12 protein-coding genes are annotated in these 14,813 nt (G+C 45.9%); 10 read left to right on the forward strand and 2 right to left on the reverse strand.

Annotated features, from left to right (window positions below):
• Positions 1-251 precede the first annotated feature (251 nt).
• Complete coding sequence (focA, locus tag TW81_RS09115; RefSeq protein ID WP_045955679.1) at positions 252-1,097, forward strand: formate transporter FocA; 846 nt, start codon at positions 252-254, stop codon at positions 1,095-1,097.
• Between the two features lie 44 nt (positions 1,098-1,141).
• Here focA and TW81_RS19255 read toward each other — a convergent pair whose 3' ends face one another.
• Positions 1,142-1,282, reverse strand: a complete 141-nt coding sequence (locus TW81_RS19255; protein ID WP_156980934.1) for a hypothetical protein — start codon at positions 1,280-1,282, stop codon at positions 1,142-1,144.
• A 215-nt stretch (positions 1,283-1,497) separates the two neighbouring features.
• On the reverse strand, positions 1,498-2,292 hold the full coding sequence (locus tag TW81_RS09120; protein WP_045955403.1) for an ABC transporter permease: 795 nt from the start codon (positions 2,290-2,292) through the stop codon (positions 1,498-1,500).
• A gap of 438 nt (positions 2,293-2,730) precedes the next feature.
• On the opposite strand from TW81_RS09120, the gene torE reads away from it, so the two are divergent.
• The 9 genes from torE to cydA all read left to right on the forward strand — a co-directional run bounded on the left by torE (position 2,731) and on the right by cydA (position 14,799).
• Positions 2,731-2,910 (forward strand): trimethylamine N-oxide reductase system protein TorE, encoded by a 180-nt coding sequence (torE, locus tag TW81_RS09125; protein ID WP_045955404.1) that lies wholly within the window; start codon positions 2,731-2,733, stop codon positions 2,908-2,910.
• 61 nt (positions 2,911-2,971) lie between these two features.
• Positions 2,972-4,156 (forward strand): pentaheme c-type cytochrome TorC, encoded by a 1,185-nt coding sequence (gene torC / locus TW81_RS09130; protein WP_045955680.1) that lies wholly within the window; start codon positions 2,972-2,974, stop codon positions 4,154-4,156.
• Positions 4,157-4,180: 24 nt separating this feature from the next.
• Positions 4,181-6,643: a trimethylamine-N-oxide reductase TorA gene (torA, locus tag TW81_RS09135; protein WP_045955405.1), complete on the forward strand. Its 2,463-nt coding sequence runs from the start codon at positions 4,181-4,183 to the stop codon at positions 6,641-6,643.
• Positions 6,644-7,134: 491 nt separating this feature from the next.
• Entirely contained in the window at positions 7,135-8,874 is a 1,740-nt protein-coding gene (locus TW81_RS09140) for a glycoside hydrolase family 36 protein (RefSeq protein ID WP_045955406.1), read from the forward strand.
• Between the two features lie 53 nt (positions 8,875-8,927).
• Positions 8,928-9,449 carry a crossover junction endodeoxyribonuclease RuvC gene (ruvC, locus tag TW81_RS09145; protein WP_045955407.1) on the forward strand — a complete coding sequence of 174 codons (522 nt, stop codon included), beginning with the start codon at positions 8,928-8,930 and terminating at the stop codon, positions 9,447-9,449.
• A gap of 139 nt (positions 9,450-9,588) precedes the next feature.
• Positions 9,589-11,040 carry a methyl-accepting chemotaxis protein gene (locus TW81_RS09150; RefSeq protein WP_045955408.1) on the forward strand — a complete coding sequence of 484 codons (1,452 nt, stop codon included), beginning with the start codon at positions 9,589-9,591 and terminating at the stop codon, positions 11,038-11,040.
• Positions 11,041-11,118: 78 nt separating this feature from the next.
• Positions 11,119-11,736, forward strand: coding sequence for a Holliday junction branch migration protein RuvA (ruvA, locus tag TW81_RS09155; RefSeq protein WP_045955681.1), 618 nt, complete (start codon positions 11,119-11,121; stop codon positions 11,734-11,736).
• A 13-nt stretch (positions 11,737-11,749) separates the two neighbouring features.
• Entirely contained in the window at positions 11,750-12,754 is a 1,005-nt protein-coding gene (ruvB, locus tag TW81_RS09160) for a Holliday junction branch migration DNA helicase RuvB (RefSeq protein ID WP_045955409.1), read from the forward strand.
• 458 nt (positions 12,755-13,212) lie between these two features.
• Positions 13,213-14,799: a cytochrome ubiquinol oxidase subunit I gene (cydA, locus tag TW81_RS09165; protein WP_045955410.1), complete on the forward strand. Its 1,587-nt coding sequence runs from the start codon at positions 13,213-13,215 to the stop codon at positions 14,797-14,799.
• Positions 14,800-14,813: the final 14 nt, after the last annotated feature.

Here is a 14,813-nt window from a genome sequence, read left to right on the forward strand (position 1 = left end):
ACTAAAGTGAATGTGGGAAATCACTGGGCTAGAGAGACTTGATTCTAACTGTTTGAAAAATAGTGACTAATTGGCCTTGAAATGGCTGGTTAACTCAGCCTTACAACTCTACTAGAGCAGAAATTTAGCTGGCGTATTGCTAACTGAAAAAACATTTTTGTTTGTGTGGTTAATTAAGGCTTGAAATTGAATAAAAATCGAGTGATTATCCGCCACCATTCTTTTAAATGTTGCAAAATGTTTCACCCATGATGAACTTTAACCACCAGTTTGACTCTTTACTTCCACCACAAATGGCAGAGCGCGCAGCGGAAATCGGCGTTGGCAAAGCGACTAAAGATCCGGCGAAAACCTTTTTACTTGCTATCTCTGCTGGCCTTCATATTGGTATTGCCTTTGTTTTCTACACTGTGGTGACAACCGGTGCCGGCGACTTGCCTTGGGGGATTACGCGATTAATTGGTGGTTTAGCCTTCAGCCTAGGTCTTATCTTGGTGGTTGTCACAGGTGGTGAGCTGTTCACCAGTTCAGTACTAACCTTAGTAGCAAGAGCCAGTGGTAAAATCAGTTGGGGAACATTAATTAAGCACTGGGCCGTGGTCTACGCAGGTAACCTTGCTGGTGCGTTGCTATTGGTTATTTGCATGTTACTAACCAAACAGTACATGTTCGATCATGGTCAGGTCGGGCTCAACGCGATGGCGATATCGCAGCACAAACTCCATCACACCTTTATCTCGGCTGTTGCGCTTGGTGTCATGTGTAACGTTCTGGTGTGTATTGCTGTGTGGATGACATTCAGTGGTCGCACTTTAACCGACAAGATTGCGGTTATGATCTTACCGGTTGCGATGTTTGTTTCAGCGGGATTTGAACACTGTATCGCCAATATGTTTCAGGTACCAATGGCGATTGGTATTAAGAACTTTGCGCCTGCAGAGTTCTGGCAAACGACAGGGGCAAGTATCGCAGATTACGCTGATCTCAATATGCTTGACTTTGTGCTCAATAATCTTGTTCCCGTGACCTTAGGGAACATTATTGGCGGGGGCGTCTTCGTTGGTATGTGGTATTGGTTAATCTATTTGCGCGACTAAACCAACAGCGGATTTATACCTAGGCTCACCGAAAGTGGGCCTTTTTAATGCCAATAATTTGTTTCCGATGTATATATTTCTTCAGTCGAGACGACTTCCTGTGGCTGCGCGATCAACCAGTCTTGAATATTACCAAGGTCGAGTTCTTGTAATTCCAATTCGTAGACATCGTTTGTCATTTGCATAATGCACTCCTTTGCTGGTTAGGCTCTTAAGCTAGGGGCTTGGCGTGACAGGTTTATTACACGTGATGAATTAATTGATATGCGTATGAATGCAAAGAAAATTTTTGTTAAGAATTTACTTGAAATCTGGATAGACCAGTTGTTTCCTAGGTATCACCACGGTTATCCACAGAATCTGTGGATAAAATCAAGGTAACGAATAACTCAAATCCTGCTTAGTGAGAGGGGTTGATGCGCACCAATATTTTGCCCTCACTATTGATGCATTTTGACAGGGTGAGATGCAACGCAAGCGTAACGGATAAGGTGAGCATGATGAAGATAGCAACCATGATCATGATCTGATACTTGATAGCGACAATTGGGCTTGCACCAGCGAGGATCTGCCCGGTCATCATCCCAGGTAGGGTGACTAATCCGCTGGTGGTCATAGTTGCGAGTGTTGGTGCAAGAGAGCGACGGATAGCATCTTGCACAAAGGGTAACGTAGCGTATCTTGGGGAAGCGCCTAAAGAAATGGCCGCTTCATACTCGCTTTTTCGCTCATCCAGAGCAGTGAAAAAACTTTGTAAAGCGACAATGTTGCCACTCATTGAATTACCTAACAGCATCCCAGCGAGTGGGATAAGGTATTGGGCACTGTACAAAGGCTGTGGCTGTATGATGAGCAGTGAGATAATTGCCAACATAGGGATCAGCGTTGCAGCTAACGCTATTGAGACAGGTAACAGTAGCACTTTTTTGGGCAACTGAGTTTTGTTGATAATCGCACTCGCTCCAATCACGGTCATAAGAGCTAGCCACAGAAGGTTAAAAAATAGACTGTTTAATTGAAAAAGGTACTCAAGATAAACACCCACTAACAGCAGTTGAATTGCCATGCGCACTACACTGACTAGCGCTTCTTTGGCCAAATTGAGTTGATAGTAATGATTAATCCACAGTGGTATCACTAATAGGCTGAAAAATAGCCCAAGTACTGGCCAGGATATGTCCGCAACCCCCTCCATATACGCTCCTTTTTACCGCTAAATATTGTCTGCGAAATAGTGCTTTCTTCACTCAATTAGGTATCGAATATTCAGTTTGATACCCATCTAAAATGAAACATTTTGCTTACATTTGAAACGGTTTTACTCGTCGAATTACTGTTTCACCAACTCTCCATTGTTGCACTTTGTTGTGGGAATGTATTTAAAAATGGCTGCGTGTTGCCATTTTGTTTCTGTTCATAATCATTCATATTTTCAGGTAATTTTATATATAAAAACACGATTGAATACATCTCTGGATGAGCTCAAAAAAGAGCGAAATAACAAGTGGTGAAAGGACTTATTTGATTGAACCTTACAAAGAGTATGGTCTAATGCTTTCAATTAAAGATAGTTAAAAAACTGGCTCAATCACAAGAGCCTAGAAAATGCACTAGATACGAAATAGGCAAATGTATGAATGATGTTAACAAAATCGAGAGCGGTGAAAAACGTTCTCTGGAGTGGAAGTCATTTCTCTTCATCGCGGTTGTTCTCTTTCCAGTTTTGAGTGTGGCGTTCGTCGGCGGATACGGATTCCTAGTTTGGATGCTCCAAGTATTCGTCATGGGCCCACCAGGCGCACACGGCATGTAAGCCGTTCACTGAGCTCAATTCCCCCCCCCCCCATTTTCAAAAAGTTTTAAGAGAGCAAATGATGAAATCATTGATGGTTAAATTGTGGCGTACCATGACACGCCCAGCTGTCCATATCAGCCTAGGTGTGCTGACTATGGGTGGATTTATCGCAGGTGTGATCTTCTGGGGCGGTTTTAACACTGCGTTAGAAGCGACCAACACAGAAGAGTTTTGCATTAGTTGCCACACCATGCGTGACAACGTCTACGTTGAATTGCAAGACACGGTGCACTGGAAAAACGACTCCGGCGTACGTGCAACTTGTCCGGATTGCCATGTCCCCCACAATTGGACAGACAAAATTGCGCGTAAGATGCAGGCTTCAAAAGAAGTCTTCGCTCAAGTATTTGGCAACTACGACGAGGAGGGGGTATTTGAAGAACGCCGCATTGAGCTGGCAAAACATGAATGGGACCGTTTTTCTGCCAACAAATCTTTAGAGTGCAAAAACTGCCACAATTATCAGTCAATGGATTTCGAACAAATGTCCCCTGCGGCGCGTGTGCAGATGAAGCAAGCCGCGGAGAAAGATCAAAGCTGCGTCGATTGTCACAAAGGTATTGCACACAACTTACCTGCAGGTATGGACAGTATTGGTGGCATTGTTGGTGATCTTGAATCTTTGGCCTCCAACACCAACTACGGTGTAGGACAAACATTGGTCAGTGTTCGCCATCTTCCTATTTATCTGGATGCAGAAGGAACAAAAGAAGCGGGTCTACTTAACCCAGCTTCAAGCGTTACCGTGTTGAATGAAAAAGGCGAATTCGCAGAAATTGAAATTGACGGCTGGCGTAAGGCGAAAGGTTTTGGCCGAGTGATCCAAGAAGACTTTGGTAAGAACATTGCCGTCGCTTCTTTGATTAAAGAAGCATCTACTGACAGCAATGTCGTCACTGCTGGTGAACAGAAAGTGGATGAGTTGACGGGTCTTCCTTGGGAAAAAGTGGCCGCTAAAGTGTGGGTTAAGAAAGAGTCGATGCTGAATGACATTACGCCAGTTTGGGAAAAATCAAAAGAAGCGTACCAGACCAACTGTTCGGTTTGTCACACTCAACCCGATGAAGCGCACTTTGATGCTAACACTTGGCCAGGTATGTTCGACGGCATGCTCGCGTTTGTCAATTTAGACACAGACAGCGAAGCACTGATCTTGAAATACCTACAGAAACACTCTTCAGATTATGCTGAAGGCCACCACTAATAAGCGTCAGACGGAGTAATTGAAATGGCTATTACGCGAAGAAGTTTTCTTAAAGGTGTCGCGACGACAAGCGCTGCATCTGTTATAGGTCCAAGCTTATTGGTGTCCACTTCGGCACGAGCGGCAGAAACCACGGGTACATGGAAAGTAACGGGTTCCCACTGGGGCGCATTTCGGGCCCACGTTTATGCGGGTAAAGTGCAAGAGGTAAAACCGTTAGAACTTGACAAAAATCCAACCGAAATGCTCAACGGGGTTAAAGGTATTATCTACAGCCCATCACGCGTACGTTACCCAATGGTGCGACTTGATTGGTTGAAAAAGCATAAATACAGTGCAGAAACTCGCGGTGACAATCGCTTTATTCGCGTGACTTGGGATGAAGCGTTAGACCTGTTCTACCGTGAATTGGAACGTGTGCAGAAAGACTATGGCCCTTGGGCGCTGCATGCGGGTCAAACCGGCTGGAACCAAACGGGTTCGTTCCACAATTGTACGGCCCACATGCAGCGTGCAGTTGGTATGCACGGTAACTTCATTACCAAAGTGGGTGACTACTCAACGGGTGCCGGTCAAACTATTTTGCCATACGTACTTGGCTCTACGGAGGTTTACGCACAAGGTACCTCGTGGTCAGAAATTCTACAAAACGCCGACAATATTATTTTGTGGGCCAATGACCCGGTGAAAAACCTGCAAGTCGGCTGGAACTGTGAAACCCACGAATCGTTTGAATATCTTGCTCAGCTAAAAGAGAAAGTTGCGCAAGGTGAGATCAACGTACTTTCTGTTGACCCGGTGAAGAACAAGACACAGCGTTACCTAGAGAATGATCATCTGTACATTAACCCGATGACAGACGTAGCCTTTATGCTTGCGGTTGCTAACGTGTTATACAACGAAAAGCTCTATGACAAGAAGTTTATTGATACTTACTGCCTTGGCTTTGAAGAGTTTATTCAATACGTTCAGGGTGAAACCAAAGACAATGTGGCCAAGACCCCAGAGTGGGCTGCTGAGATCTGTAGTGTCAGCGCCGACAAGATCCGTGAATTTGCGCGCATGCTGGTCAATGGGCGTACTCAGATTTTGATGGGCTGGTGCATTCAGCGTCAAGAGCATGGTGAGCAGCCATACTGGGCCGCGGCAGTGGTTGCGGCTATGGTTGGTCAAATTGGCCTACCCGGTGGTGGTATCTCTTACGGCCACCACTATTCGAGCATTGGTGTGCCATCGACTGGCTTTGCTGGCCCTGGCGGTTTCCCGCGCAACCTTGACCAAGGTATGAAGCCAAAATGGGACAACAACGACTTTAACGGCTATAGCCGAACTATTCCGGTTGCGCGTTGGATTGACTGCTTGCTGGAGCCGGGTAAAGAAATCCGTTACAACGGCGGGAAAGTAACCTTGCCAGATTTCAAGATGATGGTGATTTCGGGCAATAACCCATGGCACCATCACCAAGATCGCAACCGGATGAAAAAAGCGTTCAAGAAACTGCAGACGGTCGTCACGATTGAATTCGCATGGACGGCAAGTTGTCGTTTCTCTGATATCGTTCTTCCTGCGTGTACTCAATGGGAACGTAACGATATCGACGTATACGGTTCGTATTCGAGCAAAGGCTTAATCGCGATGCATCGCTTGGTCGACCCACTGTTCCAATCTAAGTCAGATTTCCAAATCATGAGTGAACTGACGGAGCGTCTGGGTCGCCGCGACGAATATACGCGCGGAATGAGCGAGATGGAATGGATTGAGAGCTTGTACAACGATTGTAAACAAGCAAACGATGGTAAATTTGAGATGCCGGAATTTGCCGAGTTCTGGAAGCAGAGTGTTCTCGATTTTGGTCAGGGTAAGCCTTGGGTTCGTCATGCAGACTTCCGTCAAGATCCTGAAATCAATCCACTCGGTACCCCATCGGGCTTTATCGAAATTACGTCACGCAAGATTGGGCGTTATGGTTACGAACATTGTCAAGAGCACCCTATGTGGTTTGAAAAATCAGAGCGTTCACACGGTGGCCCTGGCTCAGACAAACACCCGTACTGGCTTCAATCTTGTCACCCAGATAAGCGTCTTCACTCACAAATGTGTGAATCTGAAGAGTTCCGAGCCACGTATGCGGTACAAGGCCGCGAACCGGTATACATCAACCCTGCGGACGCCAAAGCAAAAGGCATCCAAGATGGTGATTTAGTTCGTGTGTTCAATGATCGTGGTCAGCTACTCGCTGGGGCGGTACTGACTGACAGTTACCCACGTGGTGTTATTCGTATTGAGGAAGGCGCGTGGTACGGCCCATTGAATGAAAAAGAGGGCGCAATTTGTACTTATGGTGACCCGAATACGCTGACGAAAGATATTGGCTCCTCTGAGCTTGCCCAGGCGACATCAGCCAATACGTGTATTGTTGACTTCGAGAAATTCACAGGCAAAGTGCCGCCAGTGACCTCATTTGGTGGTCCAATCGAAGTCGCGTAAGTAGTAGGGTCTGTTGACCTTTTGCGGTTAAATGTTGTTCGAGATAAAAGCGTTTTAATCGCGGCGAGAGGTTTGTCGCCTAGCATTCTATGCAAAACACCTCTCAACAAAGAGTAAAACGCTTTTAGCCGAACCCTTCGGACAGCGTTTGTGGCTCCTTTCTGCTGCGTTATCGGCTTATCAGGTAGAGCAACTACAATTCAAAGCCTCTGCCTTGCATAAAGAACCCACAAACTGCTGCAAAAATCAGCTCAAAAGGTCAACAGACCCTAAATACACTTAGAAAATACCAGCCAAGCGGTTGGTATTTTTTTGTTCATTTGAAAAGTAGAACCAGTGAGTTAGTGTGACTGGTTTGCTAGCTTCGCCATTAAATTTATCCAACTTTGATTAGGATGTCAGAAACGTGAGCTGATGCTTGATGATGAATTAGACAATAAAGAGCTCGAATGCTCTAATTAAAAAAAGATAATGACATAGCAGAGCCCTATATGTCTCAAGTCCTGCATTTAGCCCACGACCGTCACTTATACATTTCTAACACCGATCTCGCTAGTGAACAAAATGGTGATCACATCACCTTTTACTATCGTGGTTTATCCAGTGATCCGATCGGTGAGCAATATCTCCTCTTTCAAACTGAATTTGACTTTGAAAGACGTGCAACCTTGCTCGGTGACGGTTTCCAAATGCTGGCGCAAACCACGGGTACCTACCATGACCCGGTCGATATCGGCCGCTGTCCTGACAACAACTCAAATTATCGAATCTATTCATCTAAAGCGGCTAAGCGCTATTACAACTACTTGGTGGTGGAAGATTCATTAGGTTATGCCTTATTTGGTTTTACCTCTTGTCATCGTTTTGCGGGTTATTTCACAATCGTTGAAGAAGAGGGCAGACCTAAAATTAATGCCTATATTGATGGTGAACATACGTCACCACAAGATTGGTCGACTAACCGTTTGGAATCGATCGTTGTACTGCGCGGTGACTCGTTATCAGGGCTCTATAGCCAATTCAGTCAATTGATTCGAGAGCAACACCCAGCTCGTGCGGGCGTCGAGAAGGATGCACCGTTAGGTTGGTGCTCTTGGTATGCCTATTACGCACAAGTGACGGAGCAAGATATTCACCTTAATGTTGAGCAGATGCGTCAACATTTGAAGCCTTTTGACTACGTGCTGCTTGATGATGGATATCAAGCTTTTATGGGAGATTGGCTCACGCCTTCAGACAAATTTTCGTCAGGTGTTCAGTCGTTATTAAGAGAGATACAAGCCAACGGTAAGAAACCCGCAATTTGGTTAGCCCCCTTTATCGCCCAGCCAGAGTCGCAACTGTTTCGTGACCATCCTGATTGGTTTGTTCGACATGTCGATGGTGAGCTTCTTAAAGCCGAAGATGTGACTTATGCGGGATGGCGTTGCACCCCTTGGTATATTCTTGATACGACCAACCCACAAGTACAGGAATACCTGACCTATGTCGTACGTACTATGCGTCAAGAGTGGGGCGTTGAAATGTTCAAACTCGATGCAAATTACTGGGGTACATTGAAGGGTGTTCGTAGCCAATCTGGTGTTACAGGAGTAGAAGCTTACCGTTTAGGCATGCAAGCGATTATCGAAGGGGCCGGGGATGCGTTAATTCTAGGCTGCAATGCACCTATGTGGCCGTCACTGGGCTTGGTTGATGCGATGCGAGTCTCTGATGATGTTGAACGGAGCGAGATGCGCTTTGAACAAATTGCGAAAGAGACCTTCTACCGAAGTTGGCAGCATCGCAAGTTATGGCAAATTGACCCAGATTGCGCGACGTTTGTCTCTCTTGCTAATCAAGCGACCGAACGAAAATATTACGAATTTCACCGTGATGTACTGCTTGCCACTGGTGGATTATTGTTGTCTGGCGACCCACTACCAGAGCTGACCCCGTTTGCGAAAAAGACACTAGCCAAATTGAGCATCAGGCACAAACACAATCAAGAGGCGGCGAGATTCACCGCGCTGAATCTTCATCATGCATTTCTACCCCTGACCGAGCGTAACGACTTGCACTGCTTATTCAATTATCACGATGCAGCACGTGAAGTGACGTTAACCGCGAGTTTTCCAGTCAACTGGTATGATTATTGGACAGGAGAAAAGCTCACACACGAACCCGCACAAGTTCTTGAAGTGGGCTTAGAATCGGGATTGTCTAGTCGGGCGATAATTACCTCGCTATAGCGTCTTGGCTAGATTAAGATGGCGGGCTAGAGTTAGCGACAATAAAGAACACAATGTCAATCATACTAGGAATTGACCCGGGTTCACGAATCACAGGCTATGGCGTGATTCGTCAAACGGGTCGTCATCTCCAATATCTTGGTAGCGGCTGTATTCGCACCTCAGAAAAAGATCTCCCAGGACGCCTCAAACAAATTTATGCCGGTGTTTCAGAGATCATCACCCAATTTCAGCCAGAGGTGTTCGCCATAGAACAAGTCTTTATGGCACGTAATGCTGACTCCGCGCTTAAGCTTGGTCAGGCGCGGGGCAGTGCTATTGTGGCAGCGGTTAATGCGGATCTTCCCGTGTATGAATACGCGGCACGCTTAATTAAACAAGCGGTTGTAGGGACAGGTGCTGCTGATAAAGAGCAGGTACAGCATATGGTGCAACACATGCTGAAATTGCCCGCCAAGCCGCAGGCCGATGCTGCCGATGCTTTGGGTGTGGCAATTTGTCATGCCAATACCAACAAAACGCTGGTTGCTCTTGCGGGTAAAGCCACTAGTGCAAGGCGTGGACGTTATCGTTAGTTTCACGTGATTCTCTGTGGGAAAATGAATCAAAACTGAGACATATCAGACAGTTCTGAAGGTTGGATTTGTTGTAAAAATGTTACATCAATATAGTGGTCGGAGGTCTAATAAGGTATCAATCTAAGGAAGATTGACTATGAATCCGGTCAACGTCTGGCGTCAGTTGTGTATGCCAAACCAAACTCTATGGACGAAGAATCAACAGCGTCAGGCAGATACGCTCTCTTTGTTCACCTTTATTGCGTTTCTTGTTGGTGTCTATAGCTCAATCAAGTGGGCGAAACATGGGCACGATAGCCTGATTGTTACATCACTACTTTTGATTGGTTGCGAGCTATTGGCCGCAGCGTACTTGAAGCTATTTAAGAATCCAACTGTTGCACTTAACTTTGGTTTTGTCGGCATGGCCATGCACGCTCTGAACATTATTTATCAAAGTGGCGGCGTTGTTGAGTCGACCCAGACTTACTGGGTACCACTGCTGGTGGTCGCCTTCTTTTTGTCCGGCACGCGCGCAATGGCGATAACCTGGAGTAGTGGGGTTATTTTTTGCGCTGCAATTATGACCTACATGCAGGTGAGTGGGCGTTCTTTTCCTAGCTTAGACTTATCAGAGTCAGCCCAGCGCATAGAGATCTGGTCTGGTACTGTACTACCTCTTGTTGTCATCTGTATTGCTCAAGCATTCACCGCCAAACAGAGAGACAAAGCGATTGAAATTGCTGAGCGAGCCAAAAGTGACAGTGAGGCGACGGCTGAAAAAGCAATGCTAGGCGAAAAAAACCTTACTCATGTGCTGGAACAAGCCAATCAAAATTCACTGCAGTTAAAAGACGTTTCGCAAACGCTCGAATCCCAGTCGCTGACTTTGGACGAGCAAGTGTCTGAGTTAAATATTAACTGCGAATCGCAAGCCAGCGCTGCTGAGCAAATGAGCCAGCAAGTTCACCAATTGGCCGAAGGAATCGAAGGCTCGACTCGATTTGTCGATGAACTGAGAGAGCGCAGTGAAGCCGTTCACCTCCAAGCGGCGACCAGCTCACAACTTCTAGAAGACTCAACAGCGGCAATCAGCCAAATCCTAGACAGCCAGCAAGAAATCATGAAAGTTGCCGATTTGATTACCTCTGTCGCAGAGCAAACCAATCTACTGGCGTTAAATGCGGCGATTGAAGCGGCGCGCGCAGGAGAGCAAGGACGAGGATTTGCTGTGGTGGCGGAGCAGGTACGAGAACTGTCAGCGAAAAGTAGCCACTCTGCGGTTGAGATCAGAAACCTACTTGACCGCAGTGAGCAAGAAGTGAAACACGGCCAAGATGTAGTGATTTCTAGTGCGGATAAAATGAAATCGATGATCGCGGAAGTATCTGCCATATCGCAAGATGTCAATGGCCTAGCGAACATTATGGCTAACCAGATGATCGCCCTTAAAGAGCTTGACCAAGCGAGTAGCGAAGTTGCGAACAGCGTTGTCCAAACCAAAGTCATCTCAGAAAATGTCGCGTTGAACGGCGCGCAATTAACCGCGCAAGTAGAGGCGGTACGAACCTTGACCTCGCAACTTGATCAAGTTGTCTCAAAAATCTAGCTCCAATCAATAAAGGACTGGATGTCTATCCAGTTCTTTATTATCCTGTCGCAAATTCATTTCCAAAGAGTAATCACCGTGATTGGACGTCTGCGCGGCATTCTTATCGAAAAACAACCTCCCGAACTGTTGATAGAAGTAAACGGTATTGGCTATGAAGTGCAAATGCCGATGAGCTGTTTTTATGAACTGCCAAATATCGGTGAAGAAGCGATCATCTATACTCATTTCATTGTCCGTGAAGATGCGCAGTTACTCTATGGTTTCAATACCGTTAAAGAGCGAGCTCTGTTCCGTGAAGTGATTAAAGCCAATGGCGTTGGTCCAAAATTGGGCTTAGCCATCTTGTCTGGTATGACAGCCAGCCAATTTGTGGCAAGTGTTGAACGTGAAGATGTTTCTACCTTAGTCAAACTGCCCGGTGTGGGTAAAAAGACCGCAGAACGCTTGGTGGTTGAAATGAAAGACAGGCTCAAAGGCTGGAGTGCTGGCGATCTCTTTACGCCATTTACCGATGCTGCTCCGGTTGACTCTGCCCCACAACCTGCACAGTCAAATGTTGAAGAAGAAGCGATCAGCGCACTGCTTGCGCTGGGTTACAAGCCGACACAGGCTTCTAAAGTGATTTCACAAGTTAAGACTGAAGAGATGAGTAGTGAACAGCTTATCCGTGAAGCGTTGAAATCAATGGTATAGAAAGGCCGAAACTATGATTGAAGCGGATCGCTTAATAGCACCAGACAATACGGTGTACAAAGAAGAGGATGTAATCGATCGAGCGATTCGTCCTAAGAAGCTTGACGATTACAAAGGCCAAGATCACGTACGTGATCAAATGGAAATCTTTATCAAAGCGGCACAGTTGCGCAATGAAGCGCTCGACCATCTGTTGATATTTGGTCCTCCGGGTTTGGGTAAAACGACGTTGGCGAATATTGTTGCCAATGAGATGGAAGTTAATATTCGCACCACATCCGGTCCCGTTTTGGAAAAAGCAGGCGACTTAGCTGCATTGCTGACGAACCTAGAAGAGAACGATGTTCTTTTTATTGATGAGATTCACCGTCTAAGCCCTATGGTCGAAGAGGTGCTCTATCCCGCGATGGAAGACTATCAACTCGATATTATGATTGGAGAAGGGCCAGCGGCACGCTCAATCAAAATTGATCTGCCGCCTTTTACTTTGATAGGTGCGACGACAAGAGCAGGCTCATTGACATCTCCGTTGCGTGACCGTTTTGGTATTACTCAGCGCTTGGAATATTACAAGATCCCTGACTTACAAAATATTGTCCAGCGCAGTGCAGATTGCCTTGGTTTATCCATGGAAGCCGAAGGAGCGTTAGAAGTAGCAAGACGTGCTCGTGGAACGCCACGCATCGCCAACCGTCTACTGCGTCGGGTACGTGATTACGCCGAAGTAAAAGGTAACGGGCATATTTGTGCCGAGGTGGCCGACAAAGCATTGAACATGCTTGATGTCGATGCGCAGGGTTTTGACTACATGGATAGGAAACTGCTGCTGGCCATTATGGAGAAGTTTGGTGGTGGTCCCGTTGGGCTAGATAACATGGCAGCCGCTATCGGTGAGGAAAAAGACACCATTGAAGATGTTCTTGAGCCCTATCTCATTCAGCAGGGCTACTTACAAAGAACACCAAGAGGAAGAATTGCTACTGACCGAGCCTATCTTCATTTCGGAATTGAGAAATAAGTTTTTACTAGCCAGCGACATTCGCTGGCTTTTTTATTTTGGTGATTTATATCACATTCACGGAATTTAATTACCTCTTAATAGTTAGCGTGATTGCGTGATATGTTAACCACTTGTTTTGCATAAATAGTTATTTTTGCATGGTAAGTAACGGGGCCTTAACAAATGTGTGTTGAATTGATTGATTTAGATCAATGTGATGGATTTATAAGCAGAAATGACGTACAAAAGTTGATGTAAATCAAAGCGAAGCCTAACCATAAACCTTTTGAAACAATCAGTTTTTGCAAGTAATATTAGTTGCAGCTATATTAGCTGATGCTTAACAATTAACTAACCGTTACGGTACATTTTTGCAACAGAGTGTCTATCTTTGATAACACTGGTTAAGTTTGTTCAACGCTTAATAACAATGCATTAATGAGAACAGTGTCTTCAGCCGACACATAGGAGTAATCATGATCGATGTTGTTGATCTATCGCGACTGCAGTTTGCACTGACAGCGATGTATCACTTCCTATTCGTACCATTGACTCTCGGTATGGCCTTCTTACTGGCTATCATGGAATCAATGTACGTAATGACGAACAAGCAAATCTATAAGGACATGACAAAGTTCTGGGGCAAGCTATTCGGTATTAACTTTGCACTTGGTGTAGCGACCGGCCTTACCATGGAGTTCCAGTTTGGTACTAACTGGTCTTACTATTCGCATTACGTGGGTGATATTTTCGGTGCACCTCTCGCAATCGAAGCTCTAGTCGCCTTCTTCCTAGAATCCACTTTTGTCGGTTTATTCTTTTTTGGCTGGGATCGTCTATCTAAACGTCAACACTTAGTGGTGACCTGGTTGGTTGCATTGGGTTCTAACTTCTCTGCACTTTGGATCTTGGTGGCGAACGGATGGATGCAAAACCCGGTTGGCGCAGAATTTAACTTTGAAACCATGCGTATGGAGATGGTGAGCTTTGCTGAGGTGGTACTCAACCCAGTTGCTCAGGTTAAGTTCGTTCATACCGTTGCTTCTGGTTACACCACTGGCGCAATGTTTGTTCTTGGCATCAGCTCATACTACCTATTGAAAGGTCGTGATATTGCGTTTGCGCGTCGCTCTTTTGCTATCGCAGCCTCTTTCGGTATGGCGGCAATTCTATCGACAATCGTGCTTGGGGATGAATCAGGCTATGAGCTTGGTGAGGTACAAAAAGTGAAACTGGCTGCGGTTGAAGCTGAGTGGCACACTGAACCAGCACCTGCGGCGTTTACACTGTTTGGTATCCCTAATCAAGAAACTATGCATACCGATTACGCGATTAAGATTCCTTACGTGATGGGTATCATTGCTACCCGCTCAATTGATGAAGAAGTGACAGGCCTGCGTGACTTGCGCGCTGATCACGTTGATCGTATTCGCACGGGTATCTACGCTTACGAGTTACTTGAAAAACTGCGTGCAGGTGACAAATCTGCAGAAAACATGGCTGCTTTTGATGAAGTGAAAGGTGATTTAGGCTATGGCTTACTGCTCAAGCGCTACACAGAAAATGTAGTCGATGCGACAGAAGAGCAAATTCAAGCGGCAGCGGATGACTCTATCCCAACTGTTTGGCCTCTATTCTGGTCGTTCCGTATCATGGTTGCGTGTGGCTTTATCATGCTGTTCGTCTTTGGTGCTGCATTTATCCAAACATGCCGTCAAAAAATCGAACAGAAACAATGGATTCTGAAAGCAGCGCTATTTAGTATTCCTTTGCCTTGGATTGCGGTAGAAGCTGGTTGGTTTGTCGCTGAGTTCGGTCGTCAGCCTTGGGCCGTGGGTGAAATTCTCCCTGTTAACGTCGCAGCGTCGGCGTTAAGTGCTTCTGAAATTTGGACATCTCTGTTCGCAATCATTGCACTCTATACCGTGTTCTTAATTGCGGAAGTGTATCTAATGCTTAAATTCGCGCGTAAAGGACCGAGCAGCCTAAAAACTGGACGCTACCACTTTGAGCAAAACGCTGACTCTGTCGAAGATAAAGTTAGCCGCCAAGTTGAAGCGTAAGGCAAGGAGAGACA

The organism is Vibrio galatheae (genome assembly GCF_000967545.1).
In the GTDB taxonomy this organism is placed as follows: Bacteria; Pseudomonadota; Gammaproteobacteria; order Enterobacterales; family Vibrionaceae; genus Vibrio; species Vibrio galatheae.

Bases quoted from the DNA above. Each gene is read 5' to 3' on its own strand.
- focA (WP_045955679.1), top strand. From the start codon at position 252: ATGAACTTTAACCACCAGTTTGACTCTTTACTTCCACCACAAATGGCA.
- TW81_RS19255 (WP_156980934.1), bottom strand. From the start codon at position 1,282: ATGCAAATGACAAACGATGTCTACGAATTGGAATTACAAGAACTCGAC.
- TW81_RS09120 (WP_045955403.1), bottom strand. From the start codon at position 2,292: ATGGAGGGGGTTGCGGACATATCCTGGCCAGTACTTGGGCTATTTTTC.
- torE (WP_045955404.1), top strand. From the start codon at position 2,731: ATGAATGATGTTAACAAAATCGAGAGCGGTGAAAAACGTTCTCTGGAG.
- torC (WP_045955680.1), top strand. From the start codon at position 2,972: ATGAAATCATTGATGGTTAAATTGTGGCGTACCATGACACGCCCAGCT.
- torA (WP_045955405.1), top strand. From the start codon at position 4,181: ATGGCTATTACGCGAAGAAGTTTTCTTAAAGGTGTCGCGACGACAAGC.
- TW81_RS09140 (WP_045955406.1), top strand. From the start codon at position 7,135: ATGTCTCAAGTCCTGCATTTAGCCCACGACCGTCACTTATACATTTCT.
- ruvC (WP_045955407.1), top strand. From the start codon at position 8,928: ATGTCAATCATACTAGGAATTGACCCGGGTTCACGAATCACAGGCTAT.
- TW81_RS09150 (WP_045955408.1), top strand. From the start codon at position 9,589: ATGAATCCGGTCAACGTCTGGCGTCAGTTGTGTATGCCAAACCAAACT.
- ruvB (WP_045955409.1), top strand. From the start codon at position 11,750: ATGATTGAAGCGGATCGCTTAATAGCACCAGACAATACGGTGTACAAA.
- cydA (WP_045955410.1), top strand. From the start codon at position 13,213: ATGATCGATGTTGTTGATCTATCGCGACTGCAGTTTGCACTGACAGCG.